Raw genomic sequence first — 22,048 nt, 5'->3', positions numbered from 1 at the left:
TCATATTAATTTGAACAGCCAAATTTGCTCCTATTTTTTATGCTTACTTTTCAGATATATAAGAAATAGTTAGTCATGTTCCATGCAAAAATTTATTTTTCGAATATACTTCCGATATGCATTCGCATGCTTAAATGAGGATTTGTGAATGTGGGCTAGCTAAGTGAAATTTACCTAGTTGAAGTTTTTCTCACACGTGCATTTCCATAAATCTAATCGATACATTTCCTTCGGAAGTTTATGCCAATGAATACAAGCACATTAGAGAAAGTGGATAAAGGCTTAACGGCTCCTAAATCGGTTTTACCGATAGAGCAATGGATATCTGCTGCGAGACCAAACATTCTCACCAAAATGATAGCGAACATATCTCCAGATGATGGAGAAAAGGGAGCGGTACTCGCTTCGCCCTCACGAAATAACCCTGACTATTACTATCACTGGATACGAGATGCTGCCCGCACGATGGCTGAAATCGTAAAACTGAGCGGCAAAGATAAACGTAAATTCAAAGATAAATATTTCGACATGATGATTGATTATGTTGAGTTTACAAAAATCAATCAAACAACGCCTACACTCAGTCAAAGTCCTGGTGAACCCAAGTTTTATGTCACTGGTCAGGCATTCAACGGCCCTTGGGGTCGACCGCAAAATGATGGCCCAGCACAACGGGCGCTAACGCTCACTCGCTGGGCCAATATACTTCTCGATAACAATGAAAAAGAATACGTATCTGGGGTCTTATATGATGGAAAAGAACCTTCTTTCAGTGTGATTAAATCTGATCTGGATTTTATCGCCAATCATTGGAAAGAAGCGTGTTTTGATTTATGGGAAGAAGTAGAAGGTACACATTTTTATACTCGGATGCTACAACGGACAGCACTTAGAGAGGGCGCTGACCTTGCAACCACTTTAAAAGATCAAGGCGCTGCAGATTTTTATAATGAGCAAGCAGAACAAATTGAGCAATCGATGGATGCTTTCTGGAGTGAAGAGAAAGGCTATTTTCAAGCGACACTAGACCGCGTCGGAGGATTGGACTACAAGCAATCCAATTTAGATGTCGCCGTGATGTTAGGCACTTTTCAGTCTCAATCTGACACTCACCCGTTCCTCATGCCTGATAACGACAAGGTCTTAGCTACTGCTTATGCGCTCCATCAAGTATTTGATTCCTTGTATCCCATTAATGCAGTCGAAAAAACGGATATAGGGGAACCCATTGCCCCCGGAATTGGCCGTTACCCAGAAGACAAGTACACTGGCAGCGGAACATTAGGCGCCGCTAACCCATGGTTTTTGTGTACGGCGTCTCTTTCTGGTACTTGCTATAAAGCAGCAGCGCGATTTTCATCTCTAAAGGTCATTAACGTGACTCAATATAATATCGGCCAACTAAGACTGGCATTGTCCTACGTAGACCCAAATCTAAAAATTAATGATGGTGAAAATTACGGCGCAAAAACGAAAGTGTTTAAGTCTATTATCAATGGATTGAAAGCTCTCGGCGATGCTTACTTGCGTAGAATTCAAATTCATTCTGCAGACGATGACTCTATGTCCGAGCAATTTAGTCGTTATGATGGATATATGACTAGTGCCCATGATTTAACTTGGAGTTATGTATCTGTAGCAATCGCAATGGATATGAGAAAAGAGATTTAAAATATATAATATATCCACTTTTAAAAGTGGATATATTTTTATTTTCTTACAGAACTGTGAGTAAAAATATGAATATTCCTATTACTACACCCATAACGATAGTATCTAAAAATAATGGAAAAATAAAAGTTCATACCTTTATCTCCTCATATGAAGAGAACAATATTGCAAATGCAACTCACATTATTGAAAGTGAACATACACTGGTAGTTATTGACGGCCAATTCCTTCGCCCATACGCGAAAAGTTTTCGCGCCTATGCAGATAGCTTAGGAAAACCGATTGAGAGAGTATATTTGTCACATCGCCATCCAGACCATTGGTTTGGATTGGGGGACGCTTTTGATGATGTTGAAATTTATGCATTGCCAGAAACCATCGATTTTCTAAAAGAGCATGCAGAAGCTTCAAGAGAAGATCATATCTCAAAACTAGGCAAAGAATTAGCTCCTACTAAAGTCGTTATTCCACAAAATGTCGTTTATCCAGGACTGCAGGTGATTGACGGCATAGAATATATTATCGATCGTGTTATCGATACTGAGATTGACTTTGCTCTAACTATTAAGCTGCCTAAACATGGAGTCTACATTGTACAGGATTTATTATATAGTGGAACACATCTATATTTAACAAAATACATTGACCATTGGATTGATATTTTACAATCTATGCTATGTTCTGATTATGATATATTTCTTCCAGGTCATGGGTTCCCAGCTGACAAAAAAGAAGTAACGGAAAACATTAAATACCTAATTGCAGCCAATAATGCGATTGATAATGGATTAAAAGACAAAGAATTCAAAGATTTTATGTTATCTAGGTTTTCTGAAAGAGAATGCCCTGCAATATTTGACATATATATACCAAGACTATTTGATGGTGCAAGAGAGTATTAATTTAAAATTGGAAGGGCATAATTATGGAAGATCAATATACTGTCGGAAAATATTTGGCGCACAGACTTGAAGAACTTGGTTTAGGTCATTTATTCTCCATTGCTGGTGACTACACCGTAGGTTGGATCAACAATTATATTGAACCAAGGAATATCAAACTGATTGAAGAAGTCAACGAACTGAATGCGGGATATGCTGCTGATGGATATGCCAGAATTAAAGGTATCGGCGCCATGTGCTTCACCTATTCTGCTGGCACATTAAGTGCTGTCAATGCCGTAGCCGCCTCCTACGCTGAGCGAGTACCTGTTGTTGTGATTAATGGTGCTCCCAGTATTGAGAAAAGACTAACCGCTAAGCAAACAGGCTTCATCTATCATCACATGATAGACGGTGAAACCGATTTAAATATTTATAAAAATATTACTGCTGAGGCCGTCAAAATAGATGATCCTGAGTCGGCTCCACGATTAATCGATCAAGCGTTAACTTCATGTATTTCACAAAAAAGACCCGTGTACATTGAGTTATTAGAAGACATGGTCCAGTTGAAATGCCGCTCCCCGCAAAACAGGCTAGAAGCGGCTAAGCCTATCGCCTTAGATAAAAATCTCGATGATGCAGTGGTCACCATCAAACAAAAACTGCAATCTGCGAATACGCCCATTTTGTGGCTGGGTGCGGAGATAGACAGGATGGGTCTTCATCAGCAGGCTAGCCAGTTAGTGCAGAAGCTTGGGCTTCCATATGTCACCGAACTAGTGAGCAAAGCCGTTATTTCGGAGAAAGATCCCCTTTTCATGGGCGTATTCGATGGACAGGCGTCTTCTGAGACTACGCAAAACCTAGTTGACCAAGCTGATTTTATTCTCGGTCTTGGTGTGTGGTTGTCGGATATCAACTCCTTGGGCAAAAATATCGATTATTCAAAAACCGCGCTTGTTTCCTTTGATACAGTAAAATATCGAGAATACTTTTCCCCACAAGTACCACTTTACCAATTCACTCAGCGGATGCTACTCGAAGATGTAGATTGCACATACAATGCAGAGCTCCCTACAAAGATCCCACAAACTCAAAATACATTCGAAGGGAGTATTAGCTATCAAGGCTTTTATGAGTTTATTAGATCTAAGCAATATATTAATGACCAGACAATTGTAGGAAGCGATGCCAGCCTTAACTTTTTTGGTAGTATGTTGCTGGAAGTCGGTACGCCACGCGGATTCATTGCCCAGCCAACGTATTCATCCATCGGTTACATAGGTCCGGCGGCTACTGGGCTCTGTTTAGCCAAACAAAGTCATCAGCGCGTTGTCGTTTTTTGCGGTGATGGCGGGTTTCAAATGACGCCACAGTGTCTTTCAACCCAAACTCGTTTCGGCCTAAATCCGATTATTTTCGTTATGGATAACGGTGTGTATGGCGTTGAACAATGGCTTTATGATGCAGAGGTTTTTGTCGGTGAAAGAGAGTTTTACGACTCATGTATTTTACATCGCTGGGATTATAGCAAGCTTGCCGATGTGTTCGGTTGTAAAGGCTGGACAGTAGAAAACTATGATGAGTTAGAGTCTGCTATTTTGGATGCATTAGAAAACTCCCAAAGCCCGTCATTGATTCAAGTAAAAATCCCAGCTAAATCCCTTCCCAATAACGCTAAATGGAAAAAGAAATAGCTTAAACTTCTGGCCCTCTCCGATTATTTCGAAGAGGGCTGACGTGAGGCAAAGCTAGCCACTCTCGGTTATATCTATTAACTGTCTATAGTGAACTCGGCCGTCACGGCACGATGATCACTGCCAAAAGAAGAACCAACAACCGACTTACCAACTGGAAGTATCGAACCCGTATCGGCTTCCCCTTCTTTAGCAAAAGCTCTGGGAGTCAAAATAGCAACACCGTCCAAATAACCACTCTGCATCTCACCATTTCTTTGTCTTCTCGAACTCTTAGCTTCAGCGTTTACGTCTGCATCCCATTTATAGGTGTTCTCCTGTTGGGAAATAGTTGGCAATTTAACACTATACTCTTGAGGTATTCCTAATTCAGTTCTAAAGCTTTCTTCATCTTGTAGTGCTCTTATTAAATGACCTTGTACATTTCTATTCCTTGTATTGAAGTCACCAGCAACAATAATATGATTTATGTCATTATGCTTATTTTTTATTTTGTTCAGTATGTCATTAATCTCTTTTTTTCTTTCATCTTGGTCACGCGAGTCTAGATGGATATTGACCATGGCCACTTTCATATCACCCACTTTTTGTATTGTGACAGTACCACCTTTATTAGGGTTATTTAGCATATCTCTGTATGTAAAGTGATCGATTACGACAGGAGCGACTACCCCTTTTTTAACAAGGGTAATTTGAGCGGTTGAAGCAGGACAGCTAATCAAAGATAGCAGTTCCTTAGGTTTTGTTACTGTTAACATTTTTTGTGCGCTATTGTAAACAATCACATATTGTGATCGGCCAATTGAATCTTTCATCGCACCCGACAGGTTTTTCATCTCTTCAGTTGATATGAATAGGATGTCTGAGTTACAGCTGCTCACAATGGAGTCACACATAGACTTACTCATCTTTCTATTGGCGTTATTATGAGTAAATACTTGGATAGTTTTGGCTGGTCTATGACTTACAAGAGAACTTGTGGAAATGCCAGTGATATAATTTTCACTTTGAAAAGAGCTTTGGTCAGTCCCACAACAATTAAATATTCTAACGATATTTTTGCATAAATTATCGGATTGCCCTACCTGATTTTTAAATCCATAATTATTCAGGCGAGCGCAGTTTGAGTTAATATCCATTTTAGTACCCATAGTTAAATTTCAATAAAAATTATATAGATAATTTTTAGATAAAACTGTGCGTACTAGGCAATATTAATTATTACCCCATCGATATCTTTCAGTTATATAATCGAAAAATCAGTTACCCATATCATATTTTGAATGAAGATCTCTATGTGGAAAATTAAATTTCACCCAAAAAACACCTCAATAATAAGTCATATTCTCAGCGCTAATTTTTTATGAATAGATATTTTAAAATTATGATTAATATAAACCTTTACTATATTATTATCAGATACCTCAAAGTAGCAAATAACAACATTGATAAGCTCACCCTGTACACGCTATAGTTTACACGTTTGACGCACACGCGCTGGCACATCGGATGAGGCAATCTTGGTCATGCTGTCATCGCTACTCCATATATACATATTAATTAATTGGGACAACGGAGTTTTTAGATACCCATCGCTTGTCACAGACCAATCTGGACATATTGCAATTGTCCCAGGCATCGCCAGTTCACTGTTAATTAGTGTCGATGAACTGGTGGTATGCCAGTAAACTACATTATCGAGAGAAATCTCGTGTTCTGTCAGTACACTTCTAACATAAGATTTCGTTAAAGTGCTTGAAAAAATAACTCTAGTTGGGGTCACCATGTCGCCACTAGAACGTACAAGGCTGTAGCTAACCGTATCAAGATGATGAGATGTTCCCCTGCCTCTAGGCAATCTTTCAGTGGTAAATATCAGATCGTACTCTTCTACAGGAGGGCAATGTTCAAGACTAAAACTTGTAAAGGAGAGCTCACGGTAATCTAGTGTTTTAAATTGCCTCAATACACATTCTATGACTCTTGGGCAAAACACATCTTCTACTGCAATGTTCAGTCGACGACCTAGATTGATACTTTTTAGCTGGTCAAATAAACTCTCGTTCATACTCAACATTTTTTTTGCATGGTCGAACAAAATTTTGCCATGCTGAGTCAGTTCAAAGCCACCTCTTCGATCAAACACCTCTACACCTATGGTATTTTCAATCTTCTTAATGTGCTGGGAAACGGCGGGTTGCGTCATAAACAGTGACTCAGCTGCCGCTGTTACACTACGATATTTTGCCACTTTAATAAGTGTTAATAGGTACTTTGAGTCAATAAAGCACTTAGATTTGTTCATAGGATCAGCCAACCCAACAGTAAATTTGAAAACGAAGCGAAACACGTCTAAACAGAAAATATAGACAGAGGTATTAAGGAGAAAAAGGTACAACCCAAGATATCTATACAGATGATTTCCCCCTATAACAACGACTTACACTATATGTTCAAACAGCAAAAAATCATAAAAACAAATGTTAATTTAATTTAAATTTAAAAAAATTTTTTATAACATTACGACAAGTAAGAATCTAAAAGAAAGCATAAAGAATGTTAAGCCATGCACTAACCGCAAAGTCAGACTCTTGATATAAATACAAGAAAATAAATATAAATTTTTTGCAAAATGAAGGAGATAAGCGAGAAAAAATACCTAAGATTGCACGAGTCCTATCGCCCACCGAAAGACCTTAAAAATAATGTTGAACTCGATCTACTGTAACAGCGTCTGACTTTGGATAAACTCGATAGAGTGTTGGTTAAATACTTCGGGACATTCGATATTGCATACGTGTCCACAATTGGGTATTTCAAACAAAGAGCTACTTTGATGGATAGCAACCATCTCTTTTACGGGAGTCAAAAACATATAGTCCAACTCCCCCATTAAATACAAAGTTGGTATAGGCAACTCTTTTTCTTTAAAGTAACGCATAAGAGGATTCACATCTGTGGTTAGAATAAACCAGCGCTTAAATTCTTTCTGACACAGCTTTTTAGCCTCTCTTATGAATAAGTGGCGAGACTCTTTCTGGGCTTTCTGAGGCATAACTATATAAGCGAATAAGCTATACAGCCACATGTATGGCACAATATGCTTAAACAGATTGCCTATTTTTGCCAAAATCTGAGAGCGCATATTCAGCCTTGTCACCGCTCCCCCTAAAACCATCGATTTGACCCTGTCAGTGGATAGCTCGGCCAAATTCCGGACAATTATGGTTCCTAAAGACATACCGACAAAATGCGCTGAGTGAATTTTCAGATGGTCTAAAACTTTCAGAATATCCGAGGTCACCGATTTGAAAGTGTAACGACTCGATATTAATTCTCGAATAAAAGTACGAGACTGACCGTGACCACGTAAGTCGACTAAAAGTAGATTGAAGTGCTGACGATAGGCTTTAATTTGCTTGAACCAGAGAGAGGAGCTTCCTCCAGCTCCATGAACAAAAACAACCCATTCATCACTCGTAGGATGCAGATATGTCTTGTGAAAAAGTAGCTCTTGACTCATAGCTCAAATTAAAATCCGTTTTACAAAACCCAATTACGTGCAGTATATCACAAATACCGCCATTATTAACTCCTCAGAAATCATTAAGTTGTCAAACATCATGCCGTCAATTGCACTCTGCTTGTGCGATTATCACATCAACACACTATTATATAAGCTCAAGTACTCGTCAGCAGCAATACTCCAGCTGAAATTTTGCTCCATCGCATTAAGTTGAACGCGCATAAATTCTTCTGGTTGTTGTTCATAAACTAATAAAGCATGTTGCAATGTAATCAACAGTTCGCTTGGTTTTGGCTGATTAAACACAAAGCCTGTCGCTCTATCGGGATCTGTCGCATAATCAACCACTGTATCTTTAAGGCCTCCTACTGCACGGACTATGGGTAAAGTACCATAAGCCATGCTGTAAATCTGGTTCAAACCACAAGGCTCAAACTCAGACGGCATAACAAACACATCGGCACCCGCTTCAACCATATGGGCGAGTTCATTGCTGTACGCCTCGATAAACTTAAATTGTCTACCATGACGCCGTTGAATATCTCTAAGCTTGACCGCCAAGCTCGGATCGCCGGTACCTACAATCACAAATTGAACTTGATGACTCAAAAATCGCTCGAGTATCGGAAGCAGATATTGAATACCCTTTTGGTTGGTCAAACGACAAACCATCCCATAAACAGCTACATCTCTGATATCAAGCCCTAGCTTGGTTTGCAGAGCATATTTGCAGGCTTTTTTCCCTCTCTTTAAGCTGTCTTTATTGGGCTGATAATTCATTTCTAAATAAGGATCTGTCTTAGGATTCCACAAAGAATAATCACACCCATTCAGTATTCCGACTAAGTCTGCCTGCCGTGCCCTAAACTCTTCAGACATACCATGACTGCCCATCTCAGTTTTTAGTTCTTCGGCATAAGTAGGACTCACAGCGCTAATTTTATCAGCCGTCATAACGCCAGCTTTAAGCATGGTGATATGCGTTGGACTCACAGCCGCATCAGGAGCATATCTAGTTTGCATTTCAGGTAAGCAGAGTAGGTCATCGTAGCTGAACACCCCCTTAAATATGGCATTGTGAACTGTCATTATACTTTTCATTTCGGCATAAAACTCAGATTGTCTATGTCGATATTTTAAAAGATAAGGAACTAATCCTGTGTGCCAGTCGTTCGCATGCACAATATTCGGTCGGAAGCCAAGCTTTGGTAACATATCAAGGCTTGCTGCACTAAAAAAAGCGAAACGTTCGCCATTATCACTATACGCCCTATTATTAACGGCATACATTTCAGAGCGATTGAAATACTTCGGACAATCAATAGCATAGACCACAACATTTGATATCCGCAGTTCCAACACCCTATATTCCGTATGGGGACTATGCTCAAGCTGAGTATCAAGTAAGACCGTTGCTTTTTCTAAATGAGATATTTGTTGATACGCGGGCAATGCGATTCTAACATCTTGATTCAGCGTGACTAGCGCTTCTGGTAGTGCTTTTGCTACATCAGCCAACCCCCCACTTTTTATTAACCCTTCAACCTCAGACGCAACAAACAGTACTGATAAACTCTTAGTATCCAACACGTACTCCTTTGGGAATGACAACAATACCATCTTCAGAAACATGGAAATGTTTCCTATCTTCTTCTATATCTACGCCAATTTTCGTATGAGGGGCAATATCAGCATTTTTATCTATGATGACACGGCGTAGCACGCAGCCCTCTCCGACTTTAACGTCACCCAGTAAGATACTCTCACTAATATCACAAGCCGATGCAATATTACTACGAAATCCCAAGACAGATTTTTCAATTCTCGAGCATCTTACATAGCTCCCATTACACACTAAGCTATCTATTATTTGCACTCTTCTATTGTCGGAGTCACTAAACGTAGCTGGAGGTAAAGCAGGATAAAAAGTATGTAATGGCCAGTTGCGATTGTACAGTGAAAAAGGCGGCTCTTTTTCAAGCAGATCCATATGGGCTTGCCAATATGAATCTATAGTACCAACATCCCTCCAGTATACGACGCCCTTTTCTCCTGGGATTTGATTTTGGCTAAAGTCATAGACAAAAACATCACCACGCGGGAACATTTTAGGAATGATATCTTTACCAAAGTCATGGGAGGAATCTGGGTTGTCAGCATCTTCTATCAGCTCAGCAAAAAGGGGCTTGGCTTCAAATACGTAATTCCCCATAGATACCAAGGCATGGTCAGGGTCACCAGGAATAGATTTGGGTTCGGCTGGTTTCTCTTCAAAACCGACCATACGGCCATCACTGTCTACTTCAATAACACCAAACTGTGAAGCTTCAGACAAAGGTACACGTAGAGCAGAGACTGTTAAAGAGGCGTGCTTTTGCTTATGGAAATCAAGAACCTGCTTGATATCCATTTTGTAGATATGATCAGACCCGAAAATACATACTTGATCTGGTTCTGCCAATTCCATGAAGCGAATATTTTGATAAATGGCATCCGCAGTACCTTCATACCAGCGTTTACCCGTTCTCATTTGAGCAGGAATAGGGTCAATAAATCGGTCTGTTATACCGCTGATATTCCAACCTTTTTTGAGATGATGAAACAGAGATTGAGATTTGAACTGTGTTAATACATAGATCCGCATTAAATCTGCATTAACAAAGTTATTTAGTGCAAAGTCAATTAAACGGTAGCTTCCACCAAAGGGAACTGCAGGCTTACTGCGGGATTCCGTCAAAGGGCGAAGGCGTGAACCTTCTCCACCCGCAAGGATCATTCCTAAAACACCGGCCATTCTATAATCTCCATACTTTATTATTTTGGACCACTACCCACTCCAAAATGTATCTCTATCTTCCAAGTTGCGAGATGCCACCACACAAACATACGAGATGCGTGACAAGTACTAATACTCATCATGCAAATCTACAGCCTAATGCTCTAGCGTTATCGACATATGCACGCGATCTACTATACGTTACCTCATTCCCATAAATTTACAATTCAAAACATGCAATCGCATAAGCGTTCCAGCACGGAGTATGATCCATCTCTAAGCCTCTGGTTCACGTTCAACCAAATTTGTGATAAAAAAACAGCCACGAAATGTGGCTGTTTTCACTCTATTTAGGATGGAACATACTAAAAAAATAGACCAATCTACTTTGTCGGTTTTTTACGCTTATCCGTAATTTCCCATTTTCCATCAATATACAGTGCTGTATATCCTGATGGTTTACCATCTATTTCAGAGCGTACGTAATTCTCTTTCGATTTACGGCTAAAGCGAACGACCATAGGGCGACCATCGGGGTCCTTTTCTGGCGCCATGGTCAAATAGTGGAACTTTGGAGAAATACGCTCTTTAAATCTAACCAGTTCTTCCACAAAAGGAGCTCTGGTCTCACGAGATTTAGGGAAAGTATTTGCCGCAAGAAACAAACCAGAAGCACCATCTCTTAATACAAAATAAGCATCTGAGTTTTCACATGGGAGTTCAGGGAAATGAACGGGATCTTCTTTTGGTGGTGCAATCTCGCCATTTTTAAGAATCTTACGAGTATTTTTACACGACTCACTAGTACAATCCATATACTTACCAAATCGGCCATTTTTCAATACCATTTCACTGCCACATTTGTCGCACTCAACCGTCGGCCCTTCATACCCTTTAACTTTAAACTCGCCGTGTTCCACAACATACCCGTCACAGTTGGGGTTATTGCCACACACATGAAGCTTACGCTTATCATCGATTAAGTATGCATCCATGGCGGTTTCACAGATAGGACAGCGCTTCTTAGCACGTAACGCAGCAGTCTCAACATCTTCTTCAAGTACGTTGACAATGCCTTCTTCGTCACCAAGGTTGATGGTCGTTTTACAACGCTCTTTAGGCGAAAGTGCATAGCCAGAACAACCTAAGAATACACCTGTGGACGCCGTTCTGATTCCCATTTCACGTCCACACGTCGGGCATTCAATGTCCGTATAAACGATGTGGTTTGGCTTCATGCCACCTTCATGTTCATCCAGCTCCGCTTTTTCCAAATCATTGGTAAAATCATCAAAAAAGTTATCTAGAACTTTTTTCCAGTTGGCATTGCCTTCTGCTATCTGATCGAGTTTTTCTTCCATACGTGAAGTAAACTCGTAATTCATTAATTCGTGAAAGCTATCATCTAGACGATCGGTGACAATTTCACCCATTTTTTCTGCGTAAAATCTCCGCTGCTCAACCTTTACATATCCTCTGTCCTGAATTGTAGAAATAATCGATGCATAAGTTGATGGTCGACCAATTCCGCGCTTCTCAAGCTCTTTGACTAAGGCAGCTTCGGTAAAACGTGCCGGCGGTTTAGTGAAGTGTTGTTTGGGGTCCAAGCTAACCAGATCAATTTTGTCACCGACTTGCACTGGTGGAAGAATTTGGTCTTCATTCTTACCAAGTGGCCGCTGAACGCGAGTCCATCCATCGAACTTTAGAATTCGACCTTTCGCCTTTAGAGTATATTCTGCCGCTTTAACACTGACTGTTGTAGAGTCATACTTAGCAGGCATCATCTGACAAGCAACAAATTGATTCCATATTAGTGAATACAGTTTATGGGCATCGGCTTCCATTGCCACTAAGTCATCCGCTTTCACAGAGACATCAGAAGGACGTATCGCCTCGTGAGCCTCTTGAGCGCCTTGCTTACTACCATATACATTGGGTTTTTCTGGCAAATAGGGCTCGCCAAATTGATCCGTGATAAACTGACGAACGGCCTCCACTGCTTCAGAACTCAAGTTTGTCGAATCCGTACGCATATAGGTAATATAGCCAGCTTCGTACAAGCGCTGCGCCAGCATCATAGTCTTCTTCACACCATAGCCAAGGCGAGTACTTGCCGCTTGCTGTAACGTTGAAGTAATAAAAGGCGCGGAAGGCTTACTAGACGTAGGCCTATCCTCACGCTTACACACTTCGTATGCAGCATTTTCTAAAGCCGCCACCGCAGACTGCGCTTGTGCTTCATTTGCTGCTTTAAACGCTATACCATCTTTTTGTGCGACCTGAAGACGGAAATCTTCTTTGTCTCTAGTTTTCGTATCAGCGTGGATATCCCAGAACTCTTCTGGAATAAAGGCATTAATTTCCCGCTCACGTTCAACAAGCAACTTAACTGCCACTGATTGAACTCGGCCAGCGGAAAGACCACGAGCCACTTTTTTCCACAATAATGGTGACACCATAAAACCGACTACTCGATCCATAAATCGACGTGCCTGCTGCGCGTTCACACCATCCATATTGAGTTCACCAGGCGCTTCGAAAGCCTGTTGGATAGCATTTTTAGTGATTTCGTTAAATACCACTCGCTTATATCGCTCTTCATCTCCACCGATGATCTCACGAAGGTGCCAAGCGATGGCTTCTCCTTCGCGATCCAAATCGGTTGCGAGATAAACGCTATCTGCATCTTCAGCTAATTTTTGTAGCTCAGCAACGACCTTTTCCTTACCAGGCAAAACTTGATAGTTAGGCTCCCAGCCATTGAAAGGGTCAATGCCCATTTTTTTAATTAACGCTTTCCGATCTTTTTCTTTCTTGATTTGAGCTTTATCTTCAGCACTCAAACCTTTGGTCGAAATCGCTGCAGCTTTTTGACCAGTACTTTGACCAGCCGTTGGTAGGTCTCTTACATGACCTACACTGGACTTTACGATGAAGTCCTTACCTAAATACTTATTGATGGTTTTAGCCTTAGCTGGCGACTCCACAATAACGAGTGACTTACCCATATTGACCCAAGTGTCCTTTATATGACCCGACGCCATAGCGCACGGCATACTTAAAAATGTTACTTCTTTTTTTACTATCGAGCGAGAAAACCAGAAGATCAATATCTTTTTTCAGATCCACAACTAACTGGTCGACAATTCAACGGATTGCTACTCACCTCTTTGAAAGGTCCCACATACTAGCCGTGGCAAGCTCACTTCTGCTAATACAAGCAAGAAAATTTTGCCACCGCTCACAAAATAAGAGCCTTTGCACTATACCGCCAAAGTAAAGCGCGATTGATCTAACTCAAAGGCTAAAAATGAGAGTCATTTTACACTCTTACCAATCCACACCAGTGCTAGATCATGAGTAATAGTAGATGAATCAGAAAAAAGTTATTTCAAAATTCGAACTTTTATTGATTGCCAATCACCTAATCCAAGAACACAGCGACTACATAACAGGTATGAGAGCAGATGAAGTTGAAGAAAAAGACGACATTCTCATTTTCAAAGGCCAATGCTTTCTCGATAAAAATGGATTACCCACACCAAATACGCCAGCAGCTTTTAATATTTTGAAATACCTTACCCTTCATTTATCCAACGAATTCACGTTGAAACATGACTAGATTGATAGCCCTTAAAGGTAATAATAGCTAGCGTTTCGCAAACCAAAGCAAATGAATCTGTTTTATACAGCTCCTAACCTTCATTAGGAGCTGTTTTGTTAACCACCTAATGAAGACAATTTGTCAAAGTAATCCGGAAACGTCTTTGATGTACATTTCGGGTCGTTTATTGTCACTGGGGTATCACTCAACGCCACGAGCGAAAAACACATTGCCATACGGTGATCGTCATAAGTATCAATCGTTGCATGAATCAGCTTATCGGGCGGGGTCACAATAATATAGTCTTCCCCTTCCTCAACGTCGGCACCCACTTTGCGCAACTCGGTAGCCATCGCAGTTAGGCGATCTGTTTCTTTAACCCGCCAGTTGTATACATTGCGAATTGCCGTCGTTCCTTTAGCAAAAAGAGCCGTCGTAGCGATAGTCATTGCCGCATCGGGAATATGGTTAAAGTCCATATCAATGGCTTTAAGCTCTCCAACTCGTGAAATAACATAGTCGTCACCCCATTCGATGTCTGCCCCCATTTTTTCAAGAGCATCAGCAAACTGGATGTCACCCTGAATACTGTTACGGCCGATACCAGTCACTTTGATTTTTCCACCCTTTATAGCAGCCGCTGCTAAAAAGTAAGACGCCGATGATGCATCTCCTTCAACCAGAAAATCACCTGGGGACGTATAGGATTGTCCGTGGCGGATAACAAATTCTTGATACGCATGATTCTCTACTTTTACCCCGAACTGGGACATAATATGCAGGGTAATATCGATATAAGGTTTGGAGACCAAATCCCCAATAATTTTAATGGTAACGTCTTCTTGAGCCATCGGTGCTGACATCAAAAATGCGGTCAGAAATTGACTTGATATTGAACCATCGATTTCAATCACCCCTCCCTTCAAGCCTGTGCCTTGAATCTTAAGTGGTGGGTAATTTTCGTTTTCCATATATTCTACATGCGCGCCAGCTTGACGAAGCGCATCCACTAAATGACCAATAGGCCTTTCCTTCATTCGTGGCTCACCCGTCAAAACATACTCACCGGCTCCCAAACAAAGAGCGGCGGCAAGTGGACGCATTGCTGTTCCCGCATTACCGAGAAATAGCTCTAATACTTCGTGGGATTCGAATGGCTTACCTCTGCCTTTGACTTCGCAAACCGTCTTGTCTTGTGAGAGCGTGTACTCTACTCCGAGTTTCGTCAGCGCATTTAACATGTGACGGATATCATCACTGTCTAAAAGGTTGGTCAAACGAGTGGTTCCTTGGGCTAGAGCCGCAAGTAATAGTGCCCGATTTGAAACACTTTTTGAGCCTGGCAAGTTCACCTCACCGTCGACTTTACTGATGGGTTGTAACGTAAGGCTTTCCATTAAATTTTGATATTCCTTGATTAAGCAACGCTAAAAAGCTAAAAATTCTCAATACTGGCAGCGTACCCAAATTCGTCATTTAAAACCAGACAAAAGTCACATTAATTGCGATATTTATGCGCTATCAAAATAATTTTGTGTGAGTTGATCAATACTCTTTATCCACCCGCACTCCATTATCAAAATACAGAAGGCGTACCTTATCTCCACGCTCAAACAACATACTGTTATCAACATCTTGAATGACATCAATAAGCTTCCCTTTGTCAGTTTTTATGAGCAACTCAACCAACTTGTACTCCACTTTATATTCTTGATTGGCCATATTGTGTGCCACTCCAGCACCTGCAACTGCTCCTACGGCTGTAGCAACTTGTTTTCCCGTACCACCACCAAATTGATTACCAACAACACCACCTACAACCGCTCCCAGCAACGTTTCCCAACCAGACGATTCGGCCTTAACAACATCTTGCTGACTCAAATAACGTACAGAGTCTATACTTCCAAAGACGACCTCATTGACCGGTTTGGCCATATTTCTCTCATAAGCAGCATTGGCAAAGAGTGGTAAAATGAATAAAATCCAAAGCCATTTTTTCATAGTAATTCTCCTGTATTATGGCGATTTATCTCACTGAACTCGACAGTAATAAACTCTGGTTCCCCTCTCCCTACGAAGCGCTTCAAGATCCCAATGGGCTACTCGCTTATGGCGGGGATTTATCAACAGACCGTCTACTTCTAGCTTATCAAAATGGGATATTCCCATGGTATAGCGAAGATGACCCCATATTATGGTGGAGTCCAACACCACGAGCTGTCTTTTATCCTAAGACATTTAAACCGTCCAAAAGTCTTAAAAAGTTTCAAAGAAAATATCAATATCAAGTCAGCATCAATATGGCAACAGAAACCGTCATCGACCAGTGTGCTTTCACACGGTCTGCAGACGAAACATGGCTGACCCATGAAATGCGCCTTGCCTATAAGACACTTGCTAAATTAGGCCATTGTCATTCTGTCGAAGTTTGGCATAACGGTATGATAGTAGGTGGCTTGTATGGGGTTTCAATAGGTCAAATCTTTTGTGGAGAATCCATGTTTAGTCTAAAGACCAACGCCTCAAAAATTGCACTTTGGTATTTCTGTGAACATTTCTCTTCAATGCGAGGAAAGCTTATCGATTGCCAAGTAATGAACAAGCATCTCAAGTCTCTTGGCGCTTTGGAGTTAGAACGAGAGGAATTTATACAAAGCCTGCTATCATTAAAGCAGGAAAAACTTGTCGCGAGCAGTTTTAAGCCGCAGTGGATTAAGTTGTCTTCGAAGGAGAATCCATGAGTTCTGACCTGCAACAAATTCGTATAGGATTGACAGACAGTCATCAATGTAGCTATCTCGCCGATAAACAAGAACGTGTCGCGGTCGCTCTTGACCCCACAATGCATACTGCATCAGGCTATGAAGTGCTCTTAGCCAATGGTTTTCGTCGCAGCGGTGATACTATTTACAAGCCTCATTGTGACACATGCCAATCTTGTCAGCCGATCAGATTGTCTGTTCCAGACATTGAATTTTCAAAAAGCCAAAAACGTTTACTGAGCAAAGCAAAACACCTTAGCTGGGAGCTGAGAGACGAGATGATACCCGGCTGGTTTGATTTGTATTCACGGTACATTGAAGCTCGCCACAAAAATGGCACTATGTATCCACCAAAGCAGAACGAATTTGTGCATTTTTCACATTGTAAATGGCTCAATACTCAATATTTGCATATCTACGACCAAGATAGATTAATTGCGGTTGCGGTCACCGATATTTTATCAAACTCGATCAGTGCATTTTATACCTTTTTCGATCCTCTCTTCCCATTATCCCTAGGAACGTTAGCGGTTTTATTTCAAATAAAAGATTGCCAACAGCAAGGGAAACAGTGGCTTTATCTAGGGTATCAAATCGACGAATGCCCAGCAATGAGCTATAAAGTCCGTTTTCAACGTAATCAAAGGCTAGTAAATCAGCGTTGGCAAGGGTAGAATACGTCCCAAATTTGTTGATTTCATTTTAGTTGGCAATATTGCCAGCAGAAATTATCCATTTCTAAAAGAGGAATAAATGGCTAAAGAAGACGTAATTGAGATGCAAGGCACTGTCCTTGATACTCTTCCAAACACAATGTTTCGTGTTGAGCTAGAAAACGGTCACGTAGTTACTGCTCACATCTCTGGTAAAATGCGTAAAAACTACATCCGTATCCTTACTGGTGATAAAGTTACTGTTGAGATGACTCCTTACGACCTATCAAAAGGCCGTATCGTCTTCCGAGCTCGTTAGTCTTAGATTATCGAATACAACAAAAAACGGAGCCTGATGCTCCGTTTTTTGTTGTATTCATCGGTTGGGCTTATTTTCCTAACGCTTCTTTGTAGTGTTGGCGACAAACAGAAACATATCTATCATTACCACCAATCGCAACTTGATCTCCGTGAGCAATCGCATTTCCATGTTCATCTGTTCTTATGACCATATTCGCTTTACGACCACAGTGGCAAATCGTCTTCAGCTCAATCAACTTATCTGCCCATGAAAGAAGGTATTTGCTACCTTCAAATAACTCACCCAAAAAGTCGGTTCTCAAGCCATAACACAGCACAGGAATGTTCAGTTTATCTACCACTTCAGTTAGCTGATACACTTGTTGCTTCGATAGAAACTGGCATTCATCGACCAGAATACAATGCCGCTTCTGGACTTCATCCAAGGCCGCAATCTCTTGATAAAGATTGGTGTCATTTCTAAAGAGCTGCGCATCCGATTGTAGGCCGATACGAGAACTCACCTTACCCACCCCATACCTATCGTCCAGGGCGGCTGTGTATATCAGTGGCGTCATGCCTCGTTCTTGATAGTTAAATGAGGATTGAAGAAGTGTCGTGGATTTACCTGCATTCATTGCAGAGTAGTAGAAGTACATCTGAGCCACTGGTTTTTACCCTAAACGGTGGATAGAAAGAAAGGGCTGAGAGATCACAGCCCCGTATGACATTAGCTACTTACGACGCCACGTCGTTCCCGATGGACCATCTTCGAGTACAATCCCCATCGCCATCAGCTTATCACGCGCGACATCCGCGTTCGCCCAGTCTTTGGCAGCTCGCGAATCATTACGCAATTTAATAAGCGCCTCGATTTCAGCGACTTCACTATCATCACCTGTTTGCCCTTTTAAGAAGGCTTCCGGCTCTTGATGCAAGATACCAATAACATCAGCAAGTTCGCGCATCAATGAACCCAACGCGCTAGCGTGTTTGATATCCTCAGTTTTGATTCGGTTTATTTCACGGGCCATATCAAACAACACTGAGTAGGCTTCAGGTGTATTGAAGTCATCATTCATGGCTTCGGTATAGCGTTTAACGTACTCTTCACCACCCGCGGCAGGTACTGTAAGATCCAATCCTCGCAAAGAAGTATATAGGCGTTCAAGGGATGCTTTGGCTTGATTTATATTTTCTTCACTATAGTTAAGTTGACTGCGATAATGACCAGACATCAAAAAGTAACGCACCGTTTCTGAATCATAGTGGCTTAGAACATCACGAATGGTGAAAAAATTACCAAGTGATTTCGACATTTTTTCTTTATCGACCATCACCATACCACTGTGCATCCATGTGTTGACATATTGAGTATCATGGGCACAGCATGACTGAGCTATCTCATTTTCATGATGAGGGAACTGAAGGTCAGAGCCACCACCGTGAATATCAAAATGGTTACCCAGAATCGATGAGTTCATTGCAGAACACTCAATATGCCAACCGGGGCGACCCGCTCCCCAAGGGGATTCCCAAGTAGGCTCACCTGGCTTTGACATTTTCCAAACCACAAAATCAAGTGGACTGCGTTTAGCCGCTTCTACGTCTACCCGTGCACCCGCTTGCAGCTGATCCAAATCTTGTTTTGACAGCTTGCCGTATTCATCAAACTTGGCGACTTCAAACATAACATCGCCGTTGTCAGCCACATAAGCAAACCCACGCTGAATAAGCTTTTCAACCAATTCAATGATCTCACCGATGTATTCCGTCGCACGGGGCTCAACATCAGGGCGCTTCATATTAAGTGCATCAAAATCTGCATGCATTTCGCCGATAAGACGCTCAGTAAGCGACTCACAACTTTCACCATTCTCGTTAGCGCGCTTGATGATTTTATCATCAATATCAGTTATATTACGAACAAACGTTAAGTCATACCCCAAGTAACGTAAGTAACGAGATACCACATCAAAAGAAACAAAAGTACGTCCATGACCTATGTGACAGAGATCGTAAATGGTAACCCCACAGACATACATGCCAACTTTTTTAGCATTGATTGGTTTAAATTCCTCTTTTTGTCTTGTGAGTGTGTTGTATATCTTTAACATGATCTCTATCTAATTATTTGCTAATACGAAATAGTGGTTCAGTATAACAATAGGAACGCCTAGAGGTCATCCCTCAAATGTTGAAAAAAATACGATTAAAGTAACTAATCCTCCAAAACCTCCATAATTCACATACAAAATTGGTACAACTTCATATAGAATTCAGTCTTTACATCAAAAATATAAACTAAGGACATCATCATGATCACCCTTCACACTAACTTCGGTGACATCAAAGTTGAACTAAACGAAGACAAGGCACCTGAAACGTGTGCTAACTTTTTGCAATATTGTCGTGACGGTTTCTATGACAATACTCTGTTTCACCGTGTTATTGATGGTTTCATGATTCAAGGTGGTGGGATGGAGTCTGGTCTACGCGAAAAAGAAACGCGAGATCCAATTAAAAATGAAGCAAATAATGGCCTAAGTAACAAAACAGGTACTTTAGCTATGGCTCGTACTATGGAACCACATTCTGCAAGCTCACAGTTCTTTATCAATGTAAACAACAATACCTTCTTGGATTTCCGTAGTGAAAGCATGGATGGCTGGGGTTACTGCGTTTTTGCTGAAGTAACTGAAGGCATGGATATTGTTAACAAAATTAAAGAAGTCAGTACAGGATCATACGGTATGCATCAAGATGTACCATTAGAAGATGTAGTGATTACTGGTACAACGATCGAAGAATAATGTTAGCTGGGGAGAGTGTCGAACCCTCCCCTACCACGCTCACTGATTGACGAATAATTATGACCACGCTATTTATATCAGATCTTCATCTCTCCCCATCTCATCCCAACATTACAGATTGCTTTGCTCGTTTTATGCGAGAAGAAGCTGCTCATGCAGATGCACTGTATGTTTTAGGAGATTTGTTCGATTTTTGGATAGGTGATGATGATCGTTCAGAATTTGCCAATCAAATTCGCTATGAGTTCCAACGCCTAACATCCAACGGCGTCCCCTGTTACTTTACTCGTGGTAACCGAGATTTTCTTGTCGGCAAACATTTTGCTCGAGAAACAGGAGTGACGCTGTTAACTGATGAGACTGCCATCGATCTCTATGGCACGAAAGCCGTGATACTGCATGGTGATACACTCTGTACAGAGGACCTCAACTATCTTAAATTTCGCCAGACAGTCCACCAACCTTGGCTACAGTGGCTCTTTAACCGTATCCCAATGACTATCAAGACAAAGATTGTCAAAAAAATACAAACAGATATTCGCTCAGACAAACAAAACAAGTCGTTAGATATCATGGATGTGACCCAGTCTGAAGTCGAAGCCGTGATGGACAGACACCAAGTCAGCCTTATGATTCATGGTCATACACATAGACCGAATATCCACACATTCCGCTCTTGCGATCAAACCAAAACACGTATCGTTCTTGGCGATTGGTACACTCAAGGCTCGGTACTGGTGTTTAATCAAGAAGGGTTCACTTTAGAAAAAAGACCATTCATTTTCTCATGAATTGATACTTTTCTCCTCTCGAAAACGCAATAAATTATCGGAGCTAAGATGCAAACTTGTCCCTGCGGCACCAATAGATCCTATGCTGACTGTTGTGAACCGATTCATAAAGATCATGCAAAGGCCAAAACACCAGAGCAACTCATGCGCTCGCGTTATAGTGCCCACGTAAAAGGTTTGGTGGACTACGTTATTGAGACTTATCACCCAAGTTGCAATGCACAAATTCATAGGGAAGCAATTGAACAATCTATAGAAAGTAACTGGTGTAAGCTAGTGGTACTTAAAATAGAACATGGGACTTGCGCCCAAGAAGGATTTGTCACTTTTAAAGCCTTCTACACAGAGCAAGATATAGAATATTGTCTCGAAGAACGTTCTCGATTTGTCAAAGATAACGGTCTTTGGTACTACATAGACGGTACGTTTCCCAACGAAAACTCGCTCGATGATAAGCCAAATATGATTAAAATAGGACGAAACGACCCATGTTTCTGTGGGAGTGGTAAGAAGTACAAAAAGTGCTGTGGCTAAAGAACTAACATCGCAGTTTCAGCAGACTTTTTGA

At 41.1% G+C, this 22,048-nt stretch carries 20 protein-coding genes; 10 read left to right on the top strand and 10 right to left on the bottom strand.

Annotated elements, in window-relative coordinates; genetic code table 11:
* Positions 1-240 precede the first annotated feature (240 nt).
* The 3 genes from QQK21_RS07480 to QQK21_RS07470 all read left to right on the top strand — a co-directional run bounded on the left by QQK21_RS07480 (position 241) and on the right by QQK21_RS07470 (position 4,252).
* Positions 241-1,671 (top strand): glycoside hydrolase family 15 protein, encoded by a 1,431-nt coding sequence (locus QQK21_RS07480; protein ID WP_284191574.1) that lies wholly within the window; start codon positions 241-243, stop codon positions 1,669-1,671.
* A 68-nt stretch (positions 1,672-1,739) separates the two neighbouring features.
* Entirely contained in the window at positions 1,740-2,573 is an 834-nt protein-coding gene (locus QQK21_RS07475; RefSeq protein ID WP_284191573.1) for an MBL fold metallo-hydrolase, read from the top strand.
* Between the two features lie 23 nt (positions 2,574-2,596).
* On the top strand, positions 2,597-4,252 hold the full coding sequence (locus tag QQK21_RS07470) for an alpha-keto acid decarboxylase family protein (RefSeq protein ID WP_284191572.1): 1,656 nt from the start codon (positions 2,597-2,599) through the stop codon (positions 4,250-4,252).
* 77 nt (positions 4,253-4,329) lie between these two features.
* Here the strand turns inward: QQK21_RS07470 and QQK21_RS07465 are convergent, their stop codons facing one another.
* From QQK21_RS07465 to topA, 6 genes are all read right to left on the bottom strand, one after another.
* Positions 4,330-5,391, bottom strand: coding sequence for an exonuclease/endonuclease/phosphatase family protein (locus tag QQK21_RS07465; RefSeq protein ID WP_284191571.1), 1,062 nt, complete (start codon positions 5,389-5,391; stop codon positions 4,330-4,332).
* 329 nt (positions 5,392-5,720) lie between these two features.
* Positions 5,721-6,557 carry a LysR family transcriptional regulator gene (locus QQK21_RS07460; RefSeq protein ID WP_284191570.1) on the bottom strand — a complete coding sequence of 279 codons (837 nt, stop codon included), beginning with the start codon at positions 6,555-6,557 and terminating at the stop codon, positions 5,721-5,723.
* A 414-nt stretch (positions 6,558-6,971) separates the two neighbouring features.
* Complete coding sequence (locus QQK21_RS07455) at positions 6,972-7,775, bottom strand: alpha/beta fold hydrolase (protein WP_284191569.1); 804 nt, start codon at positions 7,773-7,775, stop codon at positions 6,972-6,974.
* A gap of 132 nt (positions 7,776-7,907) precedes the next feature.
* Positions 7,908-9,365 (bottom strand): glycogen synthase GlgA, encoded by a 1,458-nt coding sequence (gene glgA / locus QQK21_RS07450; RefSeq protein ID WP_284191568.1) that lies wholly within the window; start codon positions 9,363-9,365, stop codon positions 7,908-7,910.
* Positions 9,355-10,572, bottom strand: coding sequence for a glucose-1-phosphate adenylyltransferase (gene glgC / locus QQK21_RS07445; protein WP_284191567.1), 1,218 nt, complete (start codon positions 10,570-10,572; stop codon positions 9,355-9,357). The genes glgA and glgC overlap by 11 nt, the downstream gene beginning before the upstream one ends.
* Before the next feature lie 365 nt (positions 10,573-10,937).
* Entirely contained in the window at positions 10,938-13,565 is a 2,628-nt protein-coding gene (gene topA / locus QQK21_RS07440; protein WP_284191566.1) for a type I DNA topoisomerase, read from the bottom strand.
* A gap of 362 nt (positions 13,566-13,927) precedes the next feature.
* On the opposite strand from topA, the gene QQK21_RS07435 reads away from it, so the two are divergent.
* Entirely contained in the window at positions 13,928-14,179 is a 252-nt protein-coding gene (locus QQK21_RS07435) for a DUF2498 family protein (protein ID WP_284191565.1), read from the top strand.
* Between the two features lie 98 nt (positions 14,180-14,277).
* Here QQK21_RS07435 and aroA read toward each other — a convergent pair whose 3' ends face one another.
* Both aroA and QQK21_RS07425 read right to left on the bottom strand, forming a co-directional pair.
* Positions 14,278-15,558: a 3-phosphoshikimate 1-carboxyvinyltransferase gene (gene aroA, locus QQK21_RS07430; protein WP_284191564.1), complete on the bottom strand. Its 1,281-nt coding sequence runs from the start codon at positions 15,556-15,558 to the stop codon at positions 14,278-14,280.
* Positions 15,559-15,706: 148 nt separating this feature from the next.
* Positions 15,707-16,162, bottom strand: a complete 456-nt coding sequence (locus QQK21_RS07425) for a glycine zipper 2TM domain-containing protein (RefSeq protein ID WP_284191563.1) — start codon at positions 16,160-16,162, stop codon at positions 15,707-15,709.
* Positions 16,163-16,179: 17 nt separating this feature from the next.
* On the opposite strand from QQK21_RS07425, the gene aat reads away from it, so the two are divergent.
* The 3 genes from aat to infA all read left to right on the top strand — a co-directional run bounded on the left by aat (position 16,180) and on the right by infA (position 17,895).
* On the top strand, positions 16,180-16,902 hold the full coding sequence (gene aat / locus QQK21_RS07420; protein WP_284191562.1) for a leucyl/phenylalanyl-tRNA--protein transferase: 723 nt from the start codon (positions 16,180-16,182) through the stop codon (positions 16,900-16,902).
* Positions 16,899-17,597 carry an arginyltransferase gene (locus tag QQK21_RS07415; RefSeq protein WP_284191561.1) on the top strand — a complete coding sequence of 233 codons (699 nt, stop codon included), beginning with the start codon at positions 16,899-16,901 and terminating at the stop codon, positions 17,595-17,597. The genes aat and QQK21_RS07415 overlap by 4 nt, the downstream gene beginning before the upstream one ends.
* A 79-nt stretch (positions 17,598-17,676) precedes the next feature.
* Entirely contained in the window at positions 17,677-17,895 is a 219-nt protein-coding gene (gene infA, locus QQK21_RS07410) for a translation initiation factor IF-1 (RefSeq protein WP_001040192.1), read from the top strand.
* A 70-nt stretch (positions 17,896-17,965) separates the two neighbouring features.
* Here the strand turns inward: infA and QQK21_RS07405 are convergent, their stop codons facing one another.
* Positions 17,966-18,544: a thymidine kinase gene (locus QQK21_RS07405; RefSeq protein WP_284191560.1), complete on the bottom strand. Its 579-nt coding sequence runs from the start codon at positions 18,542-18,544 to the stop codon at positions 17,966-17,968.
* 66 nt (positions 18,545-18,610) lie between these two features.
* Complete coding sequence (cysS, locus tag QQK21_RS07400) at positions 18,611-19,993, bottom strand: cysteine--tRNA ligase (protein WP_284191559.1); 1,383 nt, start codon at positions 19,991-19,993, stop codon at positions 18,611-18,613.
* A gap of 201 nt (positions 19,994-20,194) precedes the next feature.
* Here cysS and QQK21_RS07395 point away from each other — a divergent pair, with 201 nt between their 5' ends.
* Genes QQK21_RS07395 through QQK21_RS07385 form a run of 3 tightly spaced genes read left to right on the top strand, consistent with a single transcriptional unit; the run spans position 20,195 to position 22,014 of the window.
* On the top strand, positions 20,195-20,689 hold the full coding sequence (locus tag QQK21_RS07395) for a peptidylprolyl isomerase (protein ID WP_284191558.1): 495 nt from the start codon (positions 20,195-20,197) through the stop codon (positions 20,687-20,689).
* A gap of 59 nt (positions 20,690-20,748) precedes the next feature.
* Positions 20,749-21,480, top strand: a complete 732-nt coding sequence (lpxH, locus tag QQK21_RS07390; protein WP_284191557.1) for a UDP-2,3-diacylglucosamine diphosphatase — start codon at positions 20,749-20,751, stop codon at positions 21,478-21,480.
* A gap of 48 nt (positions 21,481-21,528) precedes the next feature.
* Positions 21,529-22,014, top strand: a complete 486-nt coding sequence (locus QQK21_RS07385) for a YchJ family metal-binding protein (protein WP_284191556.1) — start codon at positions 21,529-21,531, stop codon at positions 22,012-22,014.
* Positions 22,015-22,048 lie beyond the last annotated feature (34 nt).

The sequence above is a fragment of the Vibrio zhanjiangensis genome (assembly GCF_030161235.1).
Taxonomy (GTDB): Bacteria; Pseudomonadota; Gammaproteobacteria; order Enterobacterales; family Vibrionaceae; genus Vibrio; species Vibrio zhanjiangensis.
Note: the sequence above shows the minus strand (reverse complement) of the source record. Positions and strands in the feature narration are given on the sequence as shown.

Excerpts from the sequence above, each read along its gene's own strand:
- QQK21_RS07480 (WP_284191574.1), top strand. The coding sequence starts at position 241 with ATGCCAATGAATACAAGCACATTAGAGAAAGTGGATAAAGGCTTAACG.
- QQK21_RS07475 (WP_284191573.1), top strand. The coding sequence starts at position 1,740 with ATGAATATTCCTATTACTACACCCATAACGATAGTATCTAAAAATAAT.
- QQK21_RS07470 (WP_284191572.1), top strand. The coding sequence starts at position 2,597 with ATGGAAGATCAATATACTGTCGGAAAATATTTGGCGCACAGACTTGAA.
- QQK21_RS07465 (WP_284191571.1), bottom strand. The coding sequence starts at position 5,391 with ATGGATATTAACTCAAACTGCGCTCGCCTGAATAATTATGGATTTAAA.
- QQK21_RS07460 (WP_284191570.1), bottom strand. The coding sequence starts at position 6,557 with ATGAACAAATCTAAGTGCTTTATTGACTCAAAGTACCTATTAACACTT.
- QQK21_RS07455 (WP_284191569.1), bottom strand. The coding sequence starts at position 7,775 with ATGAGTCAAGAGCTACTTTTTCACAAGACATATCTGCATCCTACGAGT.
- glgC (WP_284191567.1), bottom strand. The coding sequence starts at position 10,572 with ATGGCCGGTGTTTTAGGAATGATCCTTGCGGGTGGAGAAGGTTCACGC.
- topA (WP_284191566.1), bottom strand. The coding sequence starts at position 13,565 with ATGGGTAAGTCACTCGTTATTGTGGAGTCGCCAGCTAAGGCTAAAACC.
- QQK21_RS07435 (WP_284191565.1), top strand. The coding sequence starts at position 13,928 with ATGAATCAGAAAAAAGTTATTTCAAAATTCGAACTTTTATTGATTGCC.
- aroA (WP_284191564.1), bottom strand. The coding sequence starts at position 15,558 with ATGGAAAGCCTTACGTTACAACCCATCAGTAAAGTCGACGGTGAGGTG.
- QQK21_RS07425 (WP_284191563.1), bottom strand. The coding sequence starts at position 16,162 with ATGAAAAAATGGCTTTGGATTTTATTCATTTTACCACTCTTTGCCAAT.
- aat (WP_284191562.1), top strand. The coding sequence starts at position 16,180 with ATGGCGATTTATCTCACTGAACTCGACAGTAATAAACTCTGGTTCCCC.
- QQK21_RS07415 (WP_284191561.1), top strand. The coding sequence starts at position 16,899 with ATGAGTTCTGACCTGCAACAAATTCGTATAGGATTGACAGACAGTCAT.
- infA (WP_001040192.1), top strand. The coding sequence starts at position 17,677 with ATGGCTAAAGAAGACGTAATTGAGATGCAAGGCACTGTCCTTGATACT.
- cysS (WP_284191559.1), bottom strand. The coding sequence starts at position 19,993 with ATGTTAAAGATATACAACACACTCACAAGACAAAAAGAGGAATTTAAA.
- QQK21_RS07395 (WP_284191558.1), top strand. The coding sequence starts at position 20,195 with ATGATCACCCTTCACACTAACTTCGGTGACATCAAAGTTGAACTAAAC.
- lpxH (WP_284191557.1), top strand. The coding sequence starts at position 20,749 with ATGACCACGCTATTTATATCAGATCTTCATCTCTCCCCATCTCATCCC.
- QQK21_RS07385 (WP_284191556.1), top strand. The coding sequence starts at position 21,529 with ATGCAAACTTGTCCCTGCGGCACCAATAGATCCTATGCTGACTGTTGT.